Origin of the sequence: Adlercreutzia equolifaciens, assembly GCF_029076695.1 — a bacterium.
GTDB classification, from domain to species: Bacteria; Actinomycetota; Coriobacteriia; order Coriobacteriales; family Eggerthellaceae; genus Adlercreutzia; species Adlercreutzia equolifaciens_A.
On the sequence record NZ_JARFIK010000340.1, the window covers coordinates 1 to 305 of the forward strand.

The 305-nt window shown below is 53.4% G+C and carries 1 protein-coding gene; it reads right to left on the bottom strand.

What is annotated here, in order from left to right:
• Positions 1 to 22: 22 nt before the first annotated feature.
• Positions 23 to 305, bottom strand: a 283-nt coding sequence (locus tag PZH32_RS12660) for a hypothetical protein (RefSeq protein ID WP_275208605.1), incomplete at its 5' end; no start/stop codon positions are given.

A 305-nucleotide genomic window follows, 5' to 3' on the forward strand; every position in this document is an offset into this window, starting at 1 on the left:
CATCAGCCGAGATCATCGATGGCTACCGTTTGCGATTGAACAGCTTGTTGCCCTTCTTGGGCTTGGGAATCTCGATGAGTCGCGGCTCGAAATCGAAGAGCTCGGCTGATGGGGATTGCCCCAGGCGCCGCGATGTCGTTGGCGCGTCAAGACGGCCGATGATCCTTTCCCGTTTCACCACATCCCGTTCCGTGGTATACTCTGCTGCACTATAGTGCTTTAGCACAGTAAAGTTATAAAGTGAGGGAAGCGAAGGGCTTCCGGTCCTATAAGGGAGGAACTTCATGAAGAAACTGACGAAGCTG